Annotated in this window: 16 protein-coding genes; 2 read left to right on the forward strand and 14 right to left on the reverse strand. The window is 39.7% G+C overall.

All coding sequences use genetic code 11. The annotated features are described in order from the left end of the window. Window positions 1–326: 326 nt before the first annotated feature. The gene (locus ACQK2H_RS11005; protein WP_425391493.1) at window positions 327–1,679 is read right to left on the reverse strand and encodes a DEAD/DEAH box helicase; all 1,353 of its coding nucleotides are present in this window, start codon (window positions 1,677–1,679) and stop codon (window positions 327–329) included. 277 nt (window positions 1,680–1,956) lie between these two features. On the opposite strand from ACQK2H_RS11005, the gene ACQK2H_RS11010 reads away from it, so the two are divergent. Continuing rightward, window positions 1,957–2,544, forward strand: a complete 588-nt coding sequence (locus ACQK2H_RS11010; RefSeq protein ID WP_425391494.1) for a hypothetical protein — start codon at window positions 1,957–1,959, stop codon at window positions 2,542–2,544. 6 nt (window positions 2,545–2,550) lie between these two features. Here ACQK2H_RS11010 and ACQK2H_RS11015 read toward each other — a convergent pair whose 3' ends face one another. From ACQK2H_RS11015 to ACQK2H_RS11065, 11 genes are all read right to left on the reverse strand, one after another. After that, window positions 2,551–3,189 (reverse strand): hypothetical protein, encoded by a 639-nt coding sequence (locus tag ACQK2H_RS11015; RefSeq protein ID WP_425391495.1) that lies wholly within the window; start codon window positions 3,187–3,189, stop codon window positions 2,551–2,553. Between the two features lie 217 nt (window positions 3,190–3,406). Continuing rightward, window positions 3,407–3,820, reverse strand: coding sequence for a DUF6691 family protein (locus ACQK2H_RS11020; RefSeq protein ID WP_425391496.1), 414 nt, complete (start codon window positions 3,818–3,820; stop codon window positions 3,407–3,409). Window positions 3,821–3,830: 10 nt separating this feature from the next. Continuing rightward, window positions 3,831–4,391: a YeeE/YedE family protein gene (locus tag ACQK2H_RS11025; RefSeq protein ID WP_425391497.1), complete on the reverse strand. Its 561-nt coding sequence runs from the start codon at window positions 4,389–4,391 to the stop codon at window positions 3,831–3,833. Window positions 4,392–4,472: 81 nt separating this feature from the next. Next, window positions 4,473–5,882: an MBL fold metallo-hydrolase gene (locus ACQK2H_RS11030; protein ID WP_425391498.1), complete on the reverse strand. Its 1,410-nt coding sequence runs from the start codon at window positions 5,880–5,882 to the stop codon at window positions 4,473–4,475. Between the two features lie 60 nt (window positions 5,883–5,942). Next, entirely contained in the window at window positions 5,943–7,670 is a 1,728-nt protein-coding gene (locus tag ACQK2H_RS11035; protein WP_425391499.1) for a SulP family inorganic anion transporter, read from the reverse strand. 54 nt (window positions 7,671–7,724) lie between these two features. After that, complete coding sequence (locus ACQK2H_RS11040) at window positions 7,725–8,345, reverse strand: Crp/Fnr family transcriptional regulator (protein ID WP_425391500.1); 621 nt, start codon at window positions 8,343–8,345, stop codon at window positions 7,725–7,727. Window positions 8,346–8,416: 71 nt separating this feature from the next. Beyond that, a complete protein-coding gene (locus ACQK2H_RS11045) occupies window positions 8,417–9,559 on the reverse strand; it encodes a tetratricopeptide repeat protein (protein WP_425391501.1) in 1,143 nt (380 codons plus the stop codon). A 12-nt stretch (window positions 9,560–9,571) separates the two neighbouring features. Then, window positions 9,572–12,109 (reverse strand): DNA gyrase subunit A, encoded by a 2,538-nt coding sequence (gyrA, locus tag ACQK2H_RS11050; protein WP_425391502.1) that lies wholly within the window; start codon window positions 12,107–12,109, stop codon window positions 9,572–9,574. A gap of 108 nt (window positions 12,110–12,217) precedes the next feature. Next, on the reverse strand, window positions 12,218–13,309 hold the full coding sequence (locus ACQK2H_RS11055) for a hypothetical protein (protein ID WP_425391503.1): 1,092 nt from the start codon (window positions 13,307–13,309) through the stop codon (window positions 12,218–12,220). A 20-nt stretch (window positions 13,310–13,329) separates the two neighbouring features. Continuing rightward, a complete protein-coding gene (locus ACQK2H_RS11060) occupies window positions 13,330–14,286 on the reverse strand; it encodes an FKBP-type peptidyl-prolyl cis-trans isomerase (protein WP_425391504.1) in 957 nt (318 codons plus the stop codon). A gap of 31 nt (window positions 14,287–14,317) precedes the next feature. After that, window positions 14,318–14,929, reverse strand: coding sequence for a hypothetical protein (locus ACQK2H_RS11065; protein WP_425391505.1), 612 nt, complete (start codon window positions 14,927–14,929; stop codon window positions 14,318–14,320). A 110-nt stretch (window positions 14,930–15,039) separates the two neighbouring features. Here ACQK2H_RS11065 and ACQK2H_RS11070 point away from each other — a divergent pair, with 110 nt between their 5' ends. Continuing rightward, window positions 15,040–15,333: a thiamine-binding protein gene (locus tag ACQK2H_RS11070; protein ID WP_425391506.1), complete on the forward strand. Its 294-nt coding sequence runs from the start codon at window positions 15,040–15,042 to the stop codon at window positions 15,331–15,333. Here the strand turns inward: ACQK2H_RS11070 and ACQK2H_RS11075 are convergent. After that, window positions 15,330–16,778, reverse strand: coding sequence for a COG3014 family protein (locus ACQK2H_RS11075; RefSeq protein ID WP_425391507.1), 1,449 nt, complete (start codon window positions 16,776–16,778; stop codon window positions 15,330–15,332). The two genes, ACQK2H_RS11070 and ACQK2H_RS11075, sit on opposite strands and share 4 nt — an antisense overlap. Before the next feature lie 7 nt (window positions 16,779–16,785). Beyond that, a complete protein-coding gene (locus tag ACQK2H_RS11080; protein ID WP_425391508.1) occupies window positions 16,786–17,370 on the reverse strand; it encodes a penicillin-binding protein activator LpoB in 585 nt (194 codons plus the stop codon). Window positions 17,371–17,383 lie beyond the last annotated feature (13 nt).

The raw sequence follows: 17,383 nt of genomic DNA on the forward strand, positions 1-17,383 counted from the left end.
AGAAAAATTATTAGGCGCTCAGGATCAGGGCACGGCACAGGGCTGGTTGAGGCGCTGGCCTGAGCGGCTACTTAATATAACGTCTAATTATATAACAACCTTGCTAAGAGCACTGCACCAAAAAAATCATCAATCAGAAACGTGCACGTCAAAGTCCAGCTCTGCTGGTTAACATAATATCATTATATAATCTAAGCTGACAGATAATCGCCAAACAGCGCCGCAGTAATAAATAACAGCTTTGTTATATAATTTATATTATGTTAAGTATAAAAATAAGAAAACTGCCCTATGGTGTTGATTTAGGATTAATTACAACCTCTGGATTACTTCCGTTTCTTACGGTTTTGATTCTTGTCACCACGTGTCAATGGCTTCTTGTACTTCTTGGCCAGCTTGCGGCGGTATGATCCTCCCAGGTTTACCTTCTTGTTCTTGTCTTTCTTCTCGTGTGTAGATTCTCCCTTAGCTTCCTTCGGACTGAGCTTGTGTGAAAGCTCCTTCTGTTTATCTTTTGGTCGCTCCTCTGGCAGCAGTTCATTCGATCGTTCTACTTCTTCGGGAAATGGTTCTTCAGCAATCGTCAGCTTCATCAGCTCTTCAATAGCTGTCTTCTGTTCGGTTTCTTTTTCGGTGTACAGTAAAATGGATGAGCCTTCTTTCTCTGCTCTACCTGTTCTACCTATTCGGTGCATGTAGTTTTCCGGATAAATCGGAACATCCATATTGACCACATGGCTCACGTCTGTAAGGTCCAGTCCACGTGCTATGACGTCTGTAGCTATAAGAATACGTTTTTTCCCTTCATTAAATGCTTCCAGCGATCGTTGACGGTAATTCTGACTTTTGTTGCTGTGGATGATGCACAGATCCTTTTCATACAATTCTTCCAATTCCGCATACAATCTATCTGCATTGCGTTTGCTGGAAACGAATACCAATACCTTAGGGAAAGCCTTAGCAGAGACCAACAGATGTTTGAGCAGCTCTGCTTTCGTATAAAAATTGGGAGCTTGATAAGCTACCTGTATGATGTTCTCTAGTGGCGTGCCACTTAGAGCAATGGTAATTTTCTCTGGCTGAATGAAATAGTCGTCGATCAACTCATCAACTTCTTCGGTCATAGTCGCTGAAAACATGATGTGCTGGCGCTTCCTGGGCAGCATGTCAAAGATGTTGGTTAGTTGAAAGCGAAAACCTAGGTCCAGTAGCACATCTACCTCATCAATGACTACTTTTTTTACACTTTTAAGGGACAAAGATTTATGCAAAACCAGATCATAAATACGTCCTGGAGTACCTACCAATACGTCCATTCCGGCCACCACAGCCGGTTTCTGGGTATTGATATTCTTTCCCCCGTGAACACCCAGCACACAGATATTCATGTAGGTAGTTAATGATTCTATCTGCTCTACTACCTGCCCCACCAATTCTCTTGTAGGCACAATGATCAACACCCTTGGAGGTACTTCTTTCGAATATTTTAAGTCTCTGAGCAGCGGCAATAGATATGCAAACGTCTTCCCTGTTCCGGTCTGAGAGATCCCCACCAGGTCCTTCCCTGACCGAATGGCAGCATACGCGCGAACCTGAATTGGTGTTGGCGTATGAAAGCCCAAGTCTTCCAATGCATGTTTGAGTGAATTGGAAAGATCCAGATGTTCAAAGTTGCTCATTGAGTGGCGTTTTGCGCAAAACTACCGAATCCCTGCATCAGCTTATCGAGTTTGTTTCATTTGATCTTTCAAATCGCGGAGGAAACACTTTTGGTTTTGATTAATCTGAAATATGCTTATTGCATTATTTGAGTTTAATACCGTTCAGTTAAAGAAAATTAGCAATTTGATTGAAACCCTTTTAGCTCCTGTGAGGGTAAGAAAGTCTTAACTAAACGGCATTGAGTTTGGGACAATCACATTATTTTAGTAATCGTATAACAACACAACCTACACCATGAAAAAGATTCTGTCAGCTACCGTTCTGCTATGCTTTGTATTAATCACATCTGCCCAATTTGAAAGTAAAGTCACTGGTAATACGTATGATATTCTGATTAAAGATGGTGTCTGTTATTTCAATGGATTGAAGATTGGTGATAAGCTGGAAGATGTTGAAGCCCGGCTTGGCAAGACAGCTTTGATTTCCCAAGTTTCCGAAAAGAATGTTTCATTAACTTCCCTGTTCTATCCGGATTACGGTTTAGAGTTTACTCTTGAAGGTGATTATGTAAGGGTTATTCTATTATATCCTCAAGCCGGCTCTGTAATGGGTGATATTGAGAAGTTTAAAATATTTTCAAGAAATCAGAATAAGTGGCGTTTAACAAAATTACCACTGAACAAGGCGCTTCCTCAGGATATTATGATGGAAATGGGAACCGAATCAATCAATACTAAGCTAGGTAGTGGATTTACCTCTGCTATTAGTAACAATGTGATGGGCTATAAATTGATCAATTCGGGTGGTACTCAGGACATTATCTTTTACTTTGATAGCAATGATTACATCATAGAACACATCGCTAATCGCCTAAGCAAGTAATTTCTTTTATTGGTTAGCAACACCATTAGAGGATGTATAGTTAATGGTTGCCTTGATTTTTGGCACTGATTCTTTCATATTGAGCATGAGGTAATCACCATTGGCGCTGATTTCATAGGTGTATAGACTGGCAATTTTTGTAACGGTATAGATCTTAAACCGATCGTCAATAATGTCTGCACCTATTGGATCAGAGAGTTTGATGGTTTCCCAATCGCTTTCCTCTTCCCTATTTGTAACGCTGTGCTTGGATTTAATCAATTGAGCCAACTCCTCCAAAATCAACTTACTTTTGGGATGCTTGATAGCGATAGTAGCTTCTACGTCTCGTATGTATCCAAGATCAACTGATTTGTAATATGCCCAACGTAGCATTTCATTGTTTTCAAACACCAGACTATCAACAGTTGCATTGGTTTGAACCTTTATCTCAATATTCTTGGTAAGCTCAAATGAAAGCTGTTGCATGCCTTCTTTACAAGCTTCAATATCCTTGTTTTTATAGTGATTATACACCTGATGCAGTTTTAAGGCTATTCTTTGAGCCTCATACACATGCTTATTACCGTTGTTATCTGGGTCCGTTTTACTAAATGCCTGAACAGAAAATGTAATTGCAAATAGGAATGTAAGTAGTGCTTTCATAGATCCTTCGAGTTGTTTCCTCAAAAGTGAATCATAGCATCTTTTAATACGTCAGGGATTTTCTGATTTCAGGTATTACGTAAATCACGTAGTGATGACTAAAGACCTATTGATGATGAGGTCCCTCATCTTTAAAGATGTAGCGCACAAATAGAATGATACCCACCAAAGTGGCCAGTAAGAGGATCGTTAGCAACATGACTGCAAAATTATCAAATCAATGCGGCAATCTATGTTTTATTCTTCCATATACATAGGTTCCTAATGTTGCAGAAGCAATGGCTATGATGAATACACCAACTCCATTTCCAACAAGAATAAACAATGGTCCCGGGCATGCTCCTGTCAATGCCCATCCTATTCCAAAGATGATCCCTCCGTATAAGTATCTCTGAATGCCACGAGCTTTTGGCTCTATCTCTATCAGTCTTCCATCAATGGATTTAATCTGCTTTCGCTTGATTATTTGAATGATTATGATACCCATTACGACGGAAGATCCAATTACACCATACATATGAAAGGATTGGAATCGAAACATCTCATAGATGCGATACCAGGAAATGACTTCTGCCTTTGAAAGCGTGATACCGAAAATGATTCCGAAGAATATAAATTTTAGAAATTTCATTCGTCTTTTTTTAAAGTGCTAACAAATACGGTGTTATCAGATAAGTCACAAGGAGTCCTCCAATGAAGAATCCCACGACCGCAATCAACGAAGGTTTTTGTAAATCGCTTAATCCACTGATAGCGTGTCCTGAAGTACAACCGCCGGCATATCTTGCTCCAAATCCAACTAAAAATCCACCTAAAACAATAGCTATTAACCCTTTAAAAGTCAGCAGATTATCCCAACTAAATAGTTCTTTGGGAATCAAGCTTTCTCCCGGATTCTCAAACCCCATTTTTGTTAATTCTTTGATGGTTGTATTTGAAATGGTCACACTATCAACACCCATATAATTGTTGGCAATTGCACCACCTATGATGAGGCCTACTACAAAGACCAGGTTCCAGCTTTGTGCTCGCCAGTTAAAGTCAAAAAACTCGCAATGCTTGCCAGCACCCATCACCGCACACATACTTCTCAGGTTACTGCTTAGCCCAAATCGTTTACCGCTCAGCAACAGACTTAACATAATAAAGGCAATAAGTGGCCCTGCCACGTACCAGGGCCATGGTTCATTGATAAAATCCATAAAATTCGTTGATTTTTTAGTGTAAAGAGGAGGAAGAATCCTCCCCCTGTCCCCCTCCTAAGGGGGAAATGTACTATTTGTCTACTTCTGTGTAGTTGGACATACGTAATCGGTCGTCGGTATATCCGTGTCTTTAATCGCTTTAAATCCTCCTGCTACATCCACCAGGTTATGAAATCCTCTGGATTTAAGAATAGAAGCTGCGATCACTGAACGATATCCTCCGGCACAGTGAATGTGATATTGTTTGTTCTCATCCACCTTGTCCATATTTTCGCTGATATAATCCAGGGGTAAGCTTTCGGCATCTTCGATGTGCTCTCCTTCAAACTCTCCCGGTTTTCTTACATCCATCACATGCAGATTACCTTCTTTGAACTGTTTTGCAAAAGATTCGGCTGAAATAGACTCCAGTGTAGCCACTTCTTTTTCTTCATTTTTCCATGCGTCAATCCCTCCTTTTAAGTATCCGAGGGTATTGTCATAGCCTACGCGTGACAGTCGAGTGACTACTTCCTCTTCCCTGCCCTCATCTGCTAAAAATACGATTGGTTGTTGTAGATCTGGAATCAAGGCACCTACCCATGGTGCAAAATCTCCGGCTATTCCAATGAACACCGAGTTAGGTACATGTCCTTTTACAAAGTCTTTTTGATGTCGTGTATCTAATACCAAAGCTCCTTCATGATTGGCCATTGCTTCGAAAGTCTCAACATCTAGTGGTACATTTCCCTTTTCTAGCACCTTATCAAGCGCTACAGCTCCTGATTTATTCATAGCCACATTTTGGGCAAAATATTGAGGTGGTGGCAACAATCCATCGGTCACTTCTTTGACAAATTCTTCTTTGGACATGTCTGCCCGTAACGCATAGTTTGTTTTCTTTTGATTACCCAATAGATCAAATGTTTCCTTACTCATGTTTTTACCACAGGCTGATCCTGCGCCATGTGCCGGATATACGATCACCTCATCCGGCAAAGTCATGATTTTGGATCTTAGACTTTCATACAACATCCCGGCTAAATCATCCTGTGTAAGGTCACCTTTTTGTGCAAGATCCGGTCTACCTACGTCTCCAATGAACAGTGTATCTCCGCTGAAAATAGCATGTTCTTTTCCTTCTTCATCTATCAATAAATAAGTAGTACTTTCCAGGGTATGCCCTGGAGTGTGTAGCACTTTTATCTTTATTTTTCCAAGTTGGAACACCTCTCCATCCTGGGCTTCATGAAAATCAAACGTTGCGTTTGCTCCAGGTCCATATACGATTGTTCCTCCCGACTTTTCTGCAAGATCCACATGACCGGATACAAAATCCGCATGGAAGTGCGTTTCGAAAATATACTTGATTTTAGCCCCTTCTTTCTCTGCTTTTTTCAAATAGGGAGCAGACTCTCTCAACGGATCAATGATAGCCGCTTCTCCTTCACTTTCAATAAAATAAGCGCCTTGTGCAAGGCATCCTGTATATATCTGTTCGATGTTCATTTCTCTAATTAATTATGTTACAAAAGTACGAAGCTTTGATCTTCAGGTTTGTAACAATTGTTACGTTTTAATATTCGTTTGTAAGGTCACTTTTTTATAAGGATCTTTAGCGTTGGTCAGCGCATTTTCTAGTGCCTCACTCAGGCTTAGGAACAGATTACGTTTACCGATTACTTTATCCAATCCTGTTTGCTTCATTGCGTCTCTTACCGGTCCTATGATGTCACACATCACCAGCCTCACTCCTTTTTCCTTTAACATGCTGACAATGTCATGTAACCCGTCTGCTGCAGTGGCATCCATGTGACTTATAGGTCCTGCGTCAATTATGATTTCTTTGATACGCTTATCATCTGCAATCAGCTTATTTATATAGTCGCTGATCTCCTGAATATTGATAAAGGTTAGTGGTGCGTCAATTCTTATAATCGCCAACTCTTGCCACGTTTCTAAATCATTGAATCGCGTCACATTTCTAAATTCGTGATGCCCTTTGATGCGTCCTAACCTTGCAATATGTGGATATGCTGCCCGATATAAAAACAACAGTATTGACAATATGATACCCGTAACTATGCCTGTCACCATTCCGATATTGAGGGTTACCAGAAAGGTGAATAGAAGTACTAAAAATTCTTTTCTGTTTTCTTTCCAGAGTTGAATAGCGTAGGAATGGTCAAACAATTTGCTTACTGCAACCATGATAATAGATGCTAAAATGGCATGAGGCAGATAGTAAAACAGCGGCGTTAAAAATAGCAACGTTAGTGCCACTAGTGAAGCACTGATAATTGATGATAAAGGCGTGTTTGCACCTGCCTGCTGATTCACAGCCGTCCGTGAAAATCCACCAGTCACAGGATATGATTGGAATAGTGATCCTATGATATTTGCGGCTCCTAACCCAATCAACTCCTGGTTGGGTATTACTCGGTGATCTCTCTTTTTGGCCTCCATAGCTTTAGCAACAGAAAACGCCTCCATGAATGCAACTACAGAAATTGTAAAAGCTAAAGGAAGAACCTCTCCAAATTGACCTAATGAGAAATTCGGTAGTTGAAACCCGGGGAGTCCTTCAGGGATTGTTTTCACAATGCTTACTCCTGCTGAATTGAGGTTGAAAATGTAGACGATCAACGTTCCGACAATAACAGCAATCAATGCTCCCGGAATGTTATTGTGCAGGCGTTTCAATAGCCGAATGATAATAATGCCTCCAATTCCAATTATGAGCGTATAAAGGTGTGTTTCATCAAGTTTGTTCAATGCATTCAGTATGACTTCATAGAATCTATTACTCTTAGGTATTTCAGTACCGAGTAAGTATTTCAGTTGGTTAAATGCAATAATCAATGCTGCAGCAGACGTAAACCCACTGATCACCGGTTTTGATAGTAAATTGGTGATGAATCCTAATCGAGCAATGCCAAGCAAGAACTGGAAGGCTCCCATAAAAAAGGCAAGTAAAATGGCAAAAGCTACATAGGTATCACTTCCTTCGGTAGCCAAAACAGATACACCGGCTGCCACCAGCAAGGAATCCATGGCCACTGGAGCCACTGAAAGCTGTCTCGATGTTCCTAGTAAGGCATAAATGATTTGTGGTACGATTGACGCATACAATCCATAGACGGGTGGTAATCCTGCAATCAATGCATAGGCCATGCCTTGGGGTATGAGCATAATTCCTACAGTAATACCTGCAAATACATCTCCATTTAGCTGAGATTTCCTATAAGCAGGCAACCAGGAAAGTATTGGAATGAATCGCTGAACTGTTTTATTCACGAGCCAAAAGTAGCTGATGAGAAGTAAGTGAGGTGTAACTTTTGTTACAAGAATTTAGAGTATTTCGATTCTATTCCTCGTTTGCGTGATTTTATCTTCCTGTTCCAGTTTTTTCAGCAGTCTGGAGATAACCACTCTTGATGTACCTAGTTCATTCGCAATTTGCTGATGAGTTTTTGCGATTTCGAAGCTACCAGTCGCTTGTTTGGTATCCAATAGGTATTTATACAGTCGATCCTCCAAATTGAAGAAAACCATGCTATCAATGGTGTACATTAACTCATCAAAGCGAGTCTGATAGGATCGAAAGACAAACCTTCTAAAAGAGGGATACTTAGAGAGCCAAATATCCATTGATGTACTTGGAATAAACCAAATGGTTGAATCTTCTTCAGCTATCACCTTAATGGAAGCTTTCTTTTGTTCTACACAGCAAGTAATAGACATGGCGCATGTTTCACCTTTCTCCAGGTAGTAAAGCAATACTTCTCTGTCGTCAGACTCTTTTCTATAAACCTTTAAAAGTCCCTTTATTACCAATGGTACATACCCATTAATGTTGGATGAGTCTATGACAACCTCACCTTTCTTATACGATTTTGAATAGCCGGAATCGCTTATTTCCTGAATCAACTTTTCCTCAAACGCATAATTGGCAAGTATTTCTTGAAGCATATCTGTGGATTTGTGTATAAACAAAAAAGCCGATCAATAAGATCGGCTTGAATCTGAAATATTACTTTCAATTAATTTTTGACAGCATCTAATTCATCCTGAATCTTCTCTGCCTTATCATTCATTTTAAGGCTTGTGTAGATATAAGCTAGTGTCTCTAGCACCGTTTCATCCTCAGAATTAAGTTCATACAACTTTTCCCAAGATGGAAGTGCATTTTTTAGCTTCACTTCAATTTTTTGAGATAGTGCTTTAATTTTCTTTTCTTCCTTGTAGCTTAGAGCGTTTCGTTCCTTAATCAATTCATTAGCTTCATTAAAGATGAATACACCTTTGTTGAAGTTTGAGTTATAGTGATTAGGATCAATTTCTATAGCTCGATCATAACTTGCCATAGCTCCTTCTTTATCACCAAGCTCATCTTTCAATACTCCAAGGCTGAAATGTAGATCAGGATTTTTAGGATCTGCCTCAATGGCTTTCTCAAGTTCGGCCATTGCTTCTTCAGTCTGATCAAGTTCAATTAAGAGACTGATTTCATATTTAGCAAACTCTACCTCATTAGGAAGTGCATCCTTTGCATTACGGATGACAACCAGCGCTTCTTCTAATCGGTCATCTTTAACCGCATAGTTATACAACTGTAGAAACAAATTCTTATCTCGAATTCCTGCATCATAAGACTTCTTAAAATTTTCTTCTGCTTTGTCATCCATTCCGGCTGCAACTGCAGCATATGCCGCGTTTAGAATAGCGTTAGTGTCCGACGGATTGATGTAGAAGGCCGTTTCAAAATTTTCTGTAGCTGCTTCGTATGATTCAGCGTTGTATGCTTGAACAGCTTGATCATAGTAGTAAGCATAATATCCTTGTCTTTTACTATCTACATTCTCTATGCCTGTTCCTGTGAAGGATGAAGTACTCTTTTGCTCAGGGTCTAGTTCAAGAGCCTTATCAAAAGATCTCAAAGATTCGTCTAATGCACCAGGCTCATTATTCGCTGTGTCTAATGCTGCATAAATCTGTCCTCTGTAATACCATGTTTTGGCATCATCTTTTGTCTTTTCATGCTCAATAGCAGCATCAATAATCATTTTTGCTTCTGCAAGTTCGCCATCTTCCATTGCAGAAAGTGCCTTATTGATTTTAGGCTTTTTCTGCGAGTATCCTACCACGCAAATAGCCGCTAAAAGAATGGTTAAAAATGTTCTCATTATTTTTTTTGTTTATTCGTTATCCTTTTGGTTTTCATTTTCATTGGAGGCTTCTGACTCACCCTCCTCATCTTCATTGTTGCCAATGTTAGATATTTTTTCTACTGCTGATATCTCATCTTCATCATTCAGTTTAATGAGTCGAACACCTTGGGTGGCTCTTCCCATTACTCTCAGATTATCGACAGACATCCGTATAGCGATTCCAGACTTATTGATAATCATCAATTCATCTCCATCTATTACATCTTTGATTGCTACAAGTGCTCCTGTTTTATCGGTCACATTCAGCGTTTTCACACCTTTACCACCACGTTTGGTGATTCTGTAATCTTCCAGGTCAGATCGTTTACCGTATCCTTTTTCAGATACTACTAATAGGTTCGGTGGGTTCTTGTAGTCTACACAAACCATACCAACTATAAATTCCTTGTCGGTAATGTTCATTCCCTTCACTCCTGCAGCCATTCTTCCCATTGACCGAACATCGCCCTCATGGAAGTTGATGGCCTTACCTGAATTGCTGGCAATGACAATGTGATTATCACCATCAGTTAGGCGTACGTTCAATAATTTATCATTTTCCCTGATGGTAATTGCATTGATGCCATTTCTTCTTGGTCGGCTATACGCTTCCAGAGAAGTCTTCTTGATGACTCCTCGCTTCGTACACATTATGAGGAAGTTGTTATTGATATAATCCGGATCCTCTAATGTTTTCACATTGATTACAGATCGTACCCTATCATCCGATTCAATATTGATCAGATTCTGAATTGGTCTTCCTTTGGATGCCTTGCTTCCTTCCGGTAGCTCCCAAACCTTCTTCCAGAAGACTTTACCAAATTCGGTAAAGATCAATAGGTAATTGTGAGCTGAAGCAATGAACAGGTGTTCTGTGAAGTCATCATCCTTAGATGTGGCTGCCCTGCTTCCTACTCCACCTCTACCCTGGGTTCGGTATTCAATCAACGGTGTACGCTTGATATATCCTTGATGAGAAATAGTGATTACCATATCCTCATCCGGGATCATATCCTCTGCGGTAAACTCATCTGCACTATGCTCGATATCGGATCTTCTTTCGTCACCATAGCGCTCTTTCATTTCAAGAAGCTCATCTTTGATGATTTGCATTCGCTTGCCTTCATCTCCTAAGATTTCTTTTAGGTCCTTGATGAGTGCCTGAATTTCTTCATATTCCTTTTGGATTTTATCTCTTTCAAGGCCGGTTAGTCTCTGGAGTCTCATATCCAGAATGGCCTTTGCCTGAATTTCAGATAAGTCAAACTTATCTATCAAACCGATTCGTGCCTCGTCCGGATCCTTTGATTTTCTAATCAGGTTAATAACCTCATCGAGATTATCAAGTGCAATTAGATAACCTTCAAGTATATGCGCTCTTCGCTCAGCCTCATCCAGTTCATATTCCGTTCTTCTAACTACGACTTCATGACGATGATCGACAAAATGAACGATTAAGTCTTTAAGGTTTAGTGTTTTAGGGCGTCCTTTTACAAGGGCTACATTATTAACACTAAACGATGATTGAAGGGCTGTTTGTTTGTATAGGTTATTAAGAACAATATTAGGAATTGCATCTTTTTTCAGGTCATATACGATGCGCATACCCTGTTTATCTGATTCATCCCTGATATCAGAAATACCTTCGATTTTCTTATCATTAATTAGAGCAGCAGTCTTTTCGATCATGCTTGCTTTATTCACCTGATATGGGATTTCAGTAATGATAATTTGCTCCCTGCCTGTACTTGTGGTGTCAAATTCTGCTTTTGCACGAAGCATTACACGACCTCTGCCCGTTTCAAAAGCTGCTCTTACTCCCTGGTATCCATAAATGGTAGCACCGGTTGGGAAGTCAGGTGCTGTAATATGCTCCATCAACCCTTCGATGGTAATATCTCTATCGTCGATATAGGCAATGGTTCCATCAACTACCTCTGATAGGTTGTGTGGTGCCATATTGGTTGCCATACCTACAGCAATACCACTGGCTCCATTTACCAGTAGGTTTGGAATTTTAGAAGGTAATACGCTTGGCTCCTCCGTACTGTCATCGTAGTTAGGAACGTAGGATACGGTATTCTTTCGAATGTCAGACAGAAGCTCTTCAGAAATCCGTCTAAGCCGTGCCTCTGTGTAACGCATAGCTGCCGGTGAATCCCCATCTACTGAACCAAAGTTTCCTTGCCCGTCTACAAGCGGATATCTCATGGACCAATCCTGCGCCATACGTACCATGGTGTCGTATACAGCAGTATCTCCGTGCGGGTGGTACTTACCGAGTACGTCCCCGACAATTCTTGCACACTTCTTATATGATTTATTGTAGTTAACACCTAGTTCATCCATCCCATAAAGGATCCTTCTGTGAACTGGTTTTAATCCATCCCTAACGTCGGGAAGAGCCCTTGAAATGATAACGCTCATCGAGTAATCGATGTATGCGCCGCGCATTTCTTCTTCAATATTTATTGGGATAATATTCTCTTCGGATGAGGATAGGTTATCGATATCTCCGTCTGCCATTTATGCTTATTTGGGTTAGCCAAAAATCAACCCGCAATTTAGCAAAAATCCTAGTCAAATCATTGCTTTAATGAAGATAGAATTTAGCGTTTACCGACTAGTTAAGTATTAATTTTTTGTCGGGTTAAGTTTCCTCCGATTCTTGCGCTTATATCGCCATAACGTGCGATGATTCTCTCCGACTTTAGGGTTCTGTCTTTTATAGATTGGCTGTCCTCTAACCTCCATTCGGCGACCGGTCACTGGATCGGTATAAACGTGCTTTAGCTGCACATGATCACTCTTCATTGGTGATCGAGGGATGTCCGGAATATTGATGCTAATCCCAGCCTGAATTGCAAATGTTGGATACTTATGTGAAACAGAAGAACCATCCGGAATTGATGTTGTGTAAGATTTAAACTCTACACTAGGTCTGATAATTACTCTGAAATATTCTGACCAATTGTTTTCAATGCTAACTCCAAAGTTGGTGTAAAGCCCTCTGTTAATAGCACCTCTGTTAAACTGTTGGCCTGCTCTTATCCTACCCACTTGTAATTCAGCCACAAAGTCATAGCTCCAAAACTGATAAAATTTATAGCCTACCAGACCATAAAGTCTGGAGTACCTGGTTCGCCTGGCATTTGGCTGATATGCTCTCACATGATCACCAAAAGCTGTAGGTTCCAGAGGTCTCAGATAATGTATTTCATACGAATATCCGGCACCTACTCTAAATTCTTTGTACTCATAGTGGACGGAAAGATTTATTGGAACACCCCTGGAAGCCCCCATAAATCCAAAGTCTGTTGTATCAGTATCAATTAAGAACGTTTGATCACCTAATAATGGATTATTTACCGGATTTTCCAGATAACCAAAAGGTACATCAAAAGGATTTTCAAGTGTGGTATTAAATCCTACCTGAGGGTCGTTGAGCCAATCCGTATATCCGATAAATGAACTACCCAGATTTTCAACCTCGTTTGAAAAGATAAATTGACTCTGTGCGTCCTGGTAAAAATATACTCCTTGCAGTTGATGAGAATAGTTTGTTACAGCCATTCCAGTGGTAGCTGTAATGCTGAACTTATTTAAAAAAACCTTTACCGGATCCCGATAAATATTGTATTTCTCGTAGATATCCTGGGTGTTGGCCTGTAGGCAACTAAATACCAGGATCAGGTATATTCCATATCGTTTGACGCCAGCGAGCAAATCATTCCAAAATTAATGGATTAATCGGTACGGTCTACCTCAAATAGCAATGTGCTATATGGAGGAATGGTGGATACATAGTCCGGGATAATGTCATCTTCAATAAGATCACCTGTAATGAATGCAGGAATTATCAAAGCACTTTCTCTATATCCCTCTGACGATGGAATCATAATAAGTGCACGCTCATTTGTTTGCATGAGGGATACTCCAAACTCAAAACCACTTAAAAGTTCTCTTGGCTCATCTGAACCGAATACCCACTCAAACGTCCCATCACTCGCAAAACCGGTATCATCAAGAAATCTGCCGGTATAGTCTACTACAACAGTATCACCATTCGATGGAATGTTTCCTGTACCCCTGCTTCTTCTTTTATAAACGATTCCTGTAGAATACTTAACAATCGAGTCGGTTGGATTTAAGGAAAGGTTGTTAAGGTTATTATCGTCAATGTACTGTCTAATATCAACCGTATCCTGCGCAAATATGTCCGCTTCGTTGTGAACAGCTACTAACTGAATTTTAAGATGAGCAATTAGGTTGGAGTTGATAGCTCCTGATGTAAGGTTTAAATATGCTTGTGACGGTGGCAAAATAAAATTATAAACTTCTCCTACACGCATCAGGCTTACTCCAAAGTCTACACCAATCGGATATACGGCTGAAACCCCAACCTTAAACAATAGTGAGTCTCCATCTGAAGGCTGATGAGAAGCGATGGTGTTACCATCTAAATCTGTTAAGGTGTAGTAAATAGCTGCAACTCTTCCATTGCTAACCTGGGAGCCTCCCGGGTTTAATGAATCCGGATAGTAATAAATCCCTGTATTTTCATCGAATGATGCAGAGATTCCGGATGAGTCTAACCACAGCTGTACTTCCTGATCTATGGTAGTTGTTGGTGTATCGTCATCGCCACATGCAGTCAAGATCACCCCCACTATAAATATGAATATAAACGGGTATTTATTCATTAATACCAACAACGATTTATCTGTCGATAGATTATTGGAAAGTCTTACAAAACATTTGGAAGACGGGAATTTTATCTAACTCCAACTTCTCAGCAATCAAATTCATACGCTGAAATTCTTCCTTACTCACTTTATGATTTTGATTAATGATGTCTTCATCATTTTCCAAAAAGAAACTTGCAATGAACCGGATCAATAAATAAGGAGCATGGAGTACAGCTTCACGATATTCTTGATAATCAACCTCTGCATTTTTATCTACCGGCTTTAAATTCATATCATCCAGCGGACAGGTTATTTTAATCGTTTGCTTTAATACATCCAGAAATTTATCCGACCAATTGTAATAGTTCTTAATAAGAAACTTCATTGCGTAGACTACCGGATCTTTCTTCATGAAGTACCCTCCTTTTGAAAGTTTTCTTGCCTTCTTATTGAGCGCCATTTCCTCAAATAAACTGATTTTACTATCAGCCATGGCAATTCCAATGGTTGGTGTCATGATGATAAGAGAAAAGAAATCATCATCACTTATTTCCAAATATGGGGCTTCAGTTTTCAGGAATTCCTTTTTTAAAGCCTTAGTAGCTTCAGCAACCTCAGGGTATGCTATCATAGACTCAATTTCGTACTCGGTGAACATGCTAATGGTTAGTTATAATATGATGCCTCAAAATAAAGCCTTTTCACTAAATAGGGAAAAGTGTGCCGCTAATTATTCAAAGAATTATTTTCGCTTAAAACCTATAATCCATGACAGATAAAGATATTCAATTAGCTATTCAAGTGGTTCCTCTGGATCGAGACGAAGATGTATATTCTAAGATTGATTTAGCGATCGATGTGATTCAGTGCTCAGGAGTGACTTATATGATCACTCCTATGGAAACTGTGATGCAAGGTCCATACGACAAACTACAGCAAGTCGCCCGTGATGCTCAGCAAGCATTGATTGATGGTGGTTGCAGAGAGTTTCTGGTCAACATCAAAATGCATGTTCGTACAGATCAAGATGTGACAATGGAAGAAAAACGATTGGATCGTTAGAATGCGATATTGCTTTCCAACGATTGGTACGTTTGGAATTGGGTCTTTCCAGGTTCACCGATAAATGTAAACGTTTGTTGATTTTCTCCTCTCGAACCCTCTGTGTGTAAAGTGATTGTGTTTTCACCTTCGCTCAATGGCACACGAGTGTAGTGAATACTATGTGGGAGAGTTTGCCAGTTTCTTGTATCCGCCTGTTCTGAGGCGAAGTTTACAATACCGACCAGAAAGCCCAACGTCTCATCTTCTTTTCTGACTTGCTTTTCGATAGATTTCTTAAGAGCTACCCGTAACAACCCCTTTCCCAGCTCTTCTATCATTCGCTCATTTAACGTTTTTTGAGCGATGGCATTAACATCTTCTGCTTTTTCTAACGGGTAGTAGTAATTGTTTATTTCAAGGCTGGCTTGCTGAAAGAATGGCTCACGTTCTACATATTTTGGAAATGCAACACGTGTACCTGTCAGGTCTGTAATGGATGCATTCCCGTCAGATCCGGCATCATAAAAGAACGGAAAACTTAACCCCATTTCTTCATTCACAAATAATACCTGGCCTCCATCTCCTTTAACAGCAACAAAGTTTATTGACCATTCATCTTTTACAGGAGCTAAACCATTATGCCAGAAAAACACCAATTCACCACCAGGAGATGGTGGTAACTTTTTATACTCCATGTTTAAACTATCACTAAACATGTCCAGTTCTTCGGGAAACCCTGCAAGTGAAGCAGTTCGAAGCAAATCCTTTTTCAGCTGGTCTGGTACTCGCAAATTGAACATTTCTGAATAAGATCCCCGGTATATCTTATAAGCATTACGATACGCAATGAATGCATTGTTGTAATCACCAGATGCATCATAGATAATACCCATCAGGTTATGAATGAATGCATCTTCTTTATACCTGTTTTCAGAAACATACTTATCTCCTAATTCATACAGTCGCTGATTTAACCTTCTGCATTCTACCAAGGCAGATTCAAATTGTCCCAATTTCAGATAATTCAGGGCTTTGTAATACAAAAGCATGAGGTGTTCGTGATCCTCACCCGGGTATACGATTAAATTAGGATTAAGAAAATAAGATGTGGCGAAATTGACGTAGTTTTTTTGGTAATCTTCTCCAAAGAGGTAAGCCTTTTCAAGCCAATTATTACTTTCTTCATAGTTTCCAAGCAAGTGATCTACTACTCCCTGATTGGCATAATACAAAAACCTTGTCTTACTACGAGCAGCTTTTTTGTTTTGATCTAATACACTGGCAGCTTCTTCTATATTCCCTTCTTCAAAATTCTTATTGAATTCATAATTAAGTTGGTAAAAAGAAGCACATCCTGATAGAACAATCAGAATAATAATTGAATACTTGGCTTTGTTGGAAACCATTGGAGTCGAGTGTGGTGATAAGGAAATAAAATGGGCTGCACCAATTAGTGCAGCCATTTAAAATCTAGTTCTTAATGTATTTCTTGATTTCTTTATCTCCAATCCAAACTTTTTCATTTGTTTCTATATCCACCAATTCAAGATTGACTTTATAGCTTACTACTTTCTCTTTCTTATAACTATCTGTAATTGCTGTAATAACGCCAAACATCATAAAGTCAGCGCCTAGTTCTTTACCCCACTTTGCTTGTGTTTCAGGCGAAGCAAACTCACCCTGCTCAGCTCTTTCCTCACGAAGTTTTTCCCTAAAATCTGCATTAGATACTACTCGAACAAAACCTGAATTAATGAATTCTCTTTCGATATCCTTAATGAAGGTTTCCGATTCAATGTGCTCAGTGCTTTTGTTTTTTACATAGCCTACGATTACAACAGGCTTACGATTGTTTTCTATTCTAAAATCATTGTGCCACGGCCTTCCGGTAACGTCCTGGATCATCTCCTCTGCTACGAGCTTAGAGTCAGTATCATTCCAGCGCCCGCTGAGGTCTACTTGCTGATCAGGGTTAATTCTGGTTACCTGTCTGTTGCAAGAAGTGATCGCAACGACAACTATGAGCATTATGGATAATTGAGTGAGTCTTTTCATTTTATTTACGTTA

Origin of the sequence: Ekhidna sp., from assembly GCF_965228795.1 — a bacterium.
In the GTDB taxonomy this organism is placed as follows: Bacteria; Bacteroidota; Bacteroidia; order Cytophagales; family Cyclobacteriaceae; genus Ekhidna.

What these genes read in the sequence shown, in the direction of transcription:
- ACQK2H_RS11005 (WP_425391493.1), bottom strand. Translation starts at nt 1,679, where the DNA reads ATGAGCAACTTTGAACATCTGGATCTTTCCAATTCACTCAAACATGCA.
- ACQK2H_RS11070 (WP_425391506.1), top strand. Translation starts at nt 15,040, where the DNA reads ATGACAGATAAAGATATTCAATTAGCTATTCAAGTGGTTCCTCTGGAT.
- ACQK2H_RS11040 (WP_425391500.1), bottom strand. Translation starts at nt 8,345, where the DNA reads ATGCTTCAAGAAATACTTGCCAATTATGCGTTTGAGGAAAAGTTGATT.
- ACQK2H_RS11020 (WP_425391496.1), bottom strand. Translation starts at nt 3,820, where the DNA reads ATGAAATTTCTAAAATTTATATTCTTCGGAATCATTTTCGGTATCACG.
- ACQK2H_RS11060 (WP_425391504.1), bottom strand. Translation starts at nt 14,286, where the DNA reads ATGAATAAATACCCGTTTATATTCATATTTATAGTGGGGGTGATCTTG.
- ACQK2H_RS11075 (WP_425391507.1), bottom strand. Translation starts at nt 16,778, where the DNA reads ATGGCTGCACTAATTGGTGCAGCCCATTTTATTTCCTTATCACCACAC.
- ACQK2H_RS11025 (WP_425391497.1), bottom strand. Translation starts at nt 4,391, where the DNA reads ATGGATTTTATCAATGAACCATGGCCCTGGTACGTGGCAGGGCCACTT.
- ACQK2H_RS11010 (WP_425391494.1), top strand. Translation starts at nt 1,957, where the DNA reads ATGAAAAAGATTCTGTCAGCTACCGTTCTGCTATGCTTTGTATTAATC.
- ACQK2H_RS11065 (WP_425391505.1), bottom strand. Translation starts at nt 14,929, where the DNA reads ATGTTCACCGAGTACGAAATTGAGTCTATGATAGCATACCCTGAGGTT.
- ACQK2H_RS11015 (WP_425391495.1), bottom strand. Translation starts at nt 3,189, where the DNA reads ATGAAAGCACTACTTACATTCCTATTTGCAATTACATTTTCTGTTCAG.
- gyrA (WP_425391502.1), bottom strand. Translation starts at nt 12,109, where the DNA reads ATGGCAGACGGAGATATCGATAACCTATCCTCATCCGAAGAGAATATT.
- ACQK2H_RS11045 (WP_425391501.1), bottom strand. Translation starts at nt 9,559, where the DNA reads ATGAGAACATTTTTAACCATTCTTTTAGCGGCTATTTGCGTGGTAGGA.
- ACQK2H_RS11080 (WP_425391508.1), bottom strand. Translation starts at nt 17,370, where the DNA reads ATGAAAAGACTCACTCAATTATCCATAATGCTCATAGTTGTCGTTGCG.
- ACQK2H_RS11030 (WP_425391498.1), bottom strand. Translation starts at nt 5,882, where the DNA reads ATGAACATCGAACAGATATATACAGGATGCCTTGCACAAGGCGCTTAT.